The sequence below is a fragment of the Thalassospira sp. UBA1131 genome (assembly GCF_002311515.1).
Lineage (GTDB): Bacteria > Pseudomonadota > Alphaproteobacteria > Rhodospirillales > Thalassospiraceae > Thalassospira.
In genome coordinates this window covers 1-3,850 of sequence record NZ_DCAO01000033.1, presented here as the reverse complement: position 1 = coordinate 3,850, position 3,850 = coordinate 1, and the positions used below count along the sequence as shown (strand labels likewise).

Below are 3,850 nucleotides of genomic sequence, written 5' to 3'. Positions count from 1 at the left end.
CCCAACGCATTGGCGTCTGCCGCATGCAGGGTTTCGCCAACAACGCCACGCACGTCATATTCGCGCAAAACAGAGCTATCAAACTTGTGTCCGGCGGAATTCGTCATGATTAGGATTTGCCTCCGATAGATGCACGACCAACACAGGAATAGCTGAAACCGTTTTCAGCCATCTCGTTCGGATCGTAAACGTTACGCAGATCAACGACGATCGGGTGTTTCAGCGCGTCCTTGATGCGATCAAGGTCCATACCGCGGAATTCGTTCCACTCGGTCAGGACGACCATTGCATCGGCGCCTTCGACCGTATCGTAAGCGTTGTCGCAATAGGAAATGCCATCGAGAAGCTTCTTGGCTTCTTCCATGGCTTCGGGGTCATAGGCCTTGACACTCGCCCCTGCCGCGATCAGGGCAGGAACGATATCAAGGCTCGGCGCATCGCGCATGTCATCGGTATTGGGTTTGAAAGCCAGCCCCAGAATACCGATGGTCTTGCCCGCAACAGAACCACCGCATGCCGCGATCACGCGATCTGCCATCGCCTTTTTACGCTTGGCGTTGACATCAACAACCGTCTCGATGATGCGAAGCGGGCTGTTATATTCCTGTGCGGTGCGCACAAGTGCGATGGTATCTTTCGGGAAACAGGACCCGCCATAGCCCGGACCGGGATGCAGGAACTTCTTGCCAATACGGCCGTCAAGACCGATGCCGCGTGCGACATCATGGACATCCGCACCGACCTTTTCACAAAGATCGGCAATTTCATTGATGAAGGTGATCTTGGCGGCAAGGAAGGTGTTGGCCGCATATTTGATCATTTCCGACGTTTCACGGGTGGTGAAGACAATCGGGGTCTCGATCAGATACAGCGGACGATAAAGATCCGACATCACTTCGCGGGCGCGCTCATCACTGGTGCCGATGACGACGCGGTCCGGGCGCATGAAATCGCCAATCGCCGATCCTTCGCGCAGGAATTCCGGGTTCGAGACCACAGCAAATTCTGCATCCGGTCGCTTTTCACGAATGATACGTTCGACCTCACGACCGGTTCCGACCGGGACCGTCGATTTGGTCACGATGACGGTGAAGCCATCCATGGCTTCGGCGATTTCTTCGGCCGCAGCATAAACGTAACTCAGGTCAGCATGACCATCGCCGCGGCGGGTCGGTGTGCCCACGGCAATAAAGACAGCGTCCGCATCCTTGACCCCTTCCTTGAGGTCGGTGGTAAAGGTCAGGCGGCCTGCCTTGACGTTATTTTCAACCAGAACATCCAGACCGGGCTCGTAGATTGGCATGATACCGTCTTCGAGACGGGCGATTTTTTCGACATCCTTGTCGACACAAACAACGTCCGTACCGAACTCGGAAAAACAGGCACCGGAGACAAGTCCAACATATCCGGTCCCGATCATAGCTACGCGCATTGAGGTTTTATCCTGGTAAGTAAATCCCGACCGGAACAGATCACATCGCTATTCCGGTCGGACATTGTTGACATGAATGGTTATTCTGCCGCTTCGCCTTCAGCGAACTCGTGAATAAGCTTGCGGACATCGTCGCGCATGTCTTCACGGGCAAGAGCAAATGACATTGTGGCTTTCAGGAAGCCGATCTTGTTGCCGCAATCAAAACGACGGCCTTCAAAGTTATAGCCATAGAACGGTACTTTGCCGATCATTGCGGCCAGCGCATCGGTCAGCTGGATTTCATTACCAGCGCCGCGCGGAATGTTTTCAAGCACCTCGAAAATGCCGGGATCAAGGATGTAACGCCCGATGGCCGACAGGGTCGAAGGGGCTTCTTCGGGTTTTGGTTTTTCAACCATGCCGCATGCACTGACAAGGCGGCCGTTGGTGCCTTCGATTTCCAGCACACCATAGCGGTGAACTTCCTCGCGCGGGACATCCATGACGGCAACCATGTTGCCACCCGTACGGCCATAACTGTCGACCATCTGCTTCATGCACGGGACTTTTGACTGGATAAGGTCATCTGCGAGCAACACGACAAACGGCTCGTCACCGACCAGCGACTTGGCGCACAGAACAGCGTGCCCGAGGCCAAGCGGGTTGCCCTGACGGGTATAGGTCACACGACCGTTTTCCGGGATCATTTCAAGCGCCTTGGACAGTGCTTCTTCCTTGCCGCGCTCGGTCAGGATCGCCTCCAGCTCGGCAGAGCGATCAAAATGGTCCTCAATCGCGGTTTTGCCGCGACCGGTCACAAAAATGAATTCTTCGATGCCGGCCGCAATGGCTTCTTCGACAGCGTATTGAATAAGCGGCTTGTCAACGACCGGCAGCATTTCTTTTGGCATTGCCTTGGTGGCGGGCAAAAAACGGGTTCCCATGCCTGCGACCGGAAAAACTGCCTTCTTGATTCTTTTTGACATTCAATACTTTCCTTTTTCAACCGCTGCACGCCAGTCCATATTGGAATTGCCCGCATATATGCTTCTGCCACAATTCGAGAACACGGATCAAGCAAGCGCACGTATTATTGACGCTAATCTTTACATAGCCGTAACAAAAGGCTTCGCGCGGCATTGATCTTTGAGGCCAGATAGTCCGATCCACCATGATCCGGGTGAACCGCCTTGATCTGCTTTTTATAGGCCCGGTTGATTTCCTCGCGGGTGGCATTATCCGCCACACCCAGGATTTCTCGGGCCTCTTTCGCCGTCATGCCAGACGCACTTGAACTCCTTTTGCCACTTTGACCTTGCTCGTTATGGTTGCGGTCGCTTCCTCCGTTTTGTGCTCCGTCTTCGCCGTGATCTTTCTGGCGCCAGCTTTGCCATGCCGCGCAATCGGGGCGGCGTTCAAGATAGGCTTCCAGAACCGCCCGGCTTTGGTCGGTTGCACTGCAACAGTCAACATAAAGCGACTGCAGGTCGTCAAGTCCCAAGCTGTCAAGATCGGCCCCGGCAAAGGGACCGCTGACAACGCCACCGCGCATTTGCCCGGTTTCAAGATCAAGCACCATATGCAGAAATTCAGTGCGAATTTCCGAACTTGATCCCGCACCGGATGTGCGGTTGCCAAAACTTCCCGGCTGGGCGCGTTTTCGAGACGCTGCAAAGATCCTGCGAAAGATTGGCCACAGGAATCCAAGCTTCATCATCCGAAACAAAAACGGCACAGTCGCCGCCAAAGCCGCACCCATCGCGGCAATCTTGCCTGTGAGCAACAACCAGCCCGCAAGCATGATCAACACCAAGATGATCAGAAATAAGACAATTTTACGGATTTCTTTGGGCTCGGCCTCTGTCATCCAGCGAATAAAGAAGCCAACCCCGATAAATGCTGCGATTCCGATCAAAAACCACTGCATCAACGCGGCTTTCGCAATTGATGACCAAGCCTGAGCACTTCCTCAGACCCGGTTTTCTTTTGATAGATCGAAAGTCCGGACTGCCCGCCCACCGCATAGCTTGCCACTGCGCCCAGAAAATCACGAAGCTTGCCGGCCGCACTGGCATCAAACTGCATGAAGGCACCACCGGTTATCCGCGCAATTTCGCCAAAGGCAAATGCCGCATCCCGATCGTGGCCTTCCTGAAACATGAATGCCTTTACCCCCTTAAGCGCCAGTTTCCCGGCAATCGGGGCCAGATGATCTGGATTTTCCTCAATACAGTCGCCGACATAAATCAAGGCATCGATTTTTTTATCACCCGCTTCGCGTTCAACATGCGCCAGAACCCGTTCGATCTGTGTATGCCCGGCACGGCAGGTGACCTTGGTGATATAGTCGCGAAATGATTTGGCGTTGCGGCACCAGCCACTTGATTTGCATTCCGAAAGCCCGCGAAAGAACACAAGCTGCACATCAAGGGCGCC

General features: G+C 54.3%; 4 protein-coding genes. All 4 read right to left on the bottom strand.

What is annotated here, in order from left to right; translation table 11 throughout:
• Positions 1–109: 109 nt before the first annotated feature.
• On the bottom strand, positions 110–1,432 hold the full coding sequence (locus B3Z49_RS04765; RefSeq protein WP_063088325.1) for a UDP-glucose dehydrogenase family protein: 1,323 nt from the start codon (positions 1,430–1,432) through the stop codon (positions 110–112).
• 80 nt (positions 1,433–1,512) lie between these two features.
• Positions 1,513–2,400, bottom strand: a complete 888-nt coding sequence (gene galU / locus B3Z49_RS04760) for a UTP--glucose-1-phosphate uridylyltransferase GalU (RefSeq protein WP_008890594.1) — start codon at positions 2,398–2,400, stop codon at positions 1,513–1,515.
• Between the two features lie 113 nt (positions 2,401–2,513).
• Positions 2,514–3,341 carry a J domain-containing protein gene (locus B3Z49_RS04755; protein ID WP_296988548.1) on the bottom strand — a complete coding sequence of 276 codons (828 nt, stop codon included), beginning with the start codon at positions 3,339–3,341 and terminating at the stop codon, positions 2,514–2,516.
• A partial coding sequence (locus B3Z49_RS04750) for a VWA domain-containing protein (protein WP_296988547.1) occupies positions 3,341–3,850 on the bottom strand: 510 nt, incomplete at its 5' end. The genes B3Z49_RS04755 and B3Z49_RS04750, both read right to left, overlap by 1 nt.

Bases quoted from the DNA above. Each gene is read 5' to 3' on its own strand.
- B3Z49_RS04765 (WP_063088325.1), bottom strand. From the start codon at position 1,432: ATGCGCGTAGCTATGATCGGGACCGGATATGTTGGACTTGTCTCCGGT.
- galU (WP_008890594.1), bottom strand. From the start codon at position 2,400: ATGTCAAAAAGAATCAAGAAGGCAGTTTTTCCGGTCGCAGGCATGGGA.
- B3Z49_RS04755 (WP_296988548.1), bottom strand. From the start codon at position 3,341: ATGCAGTGGTTTTTGATCGGAATCGCAGCATTTATCGGGGTTGGCTTC.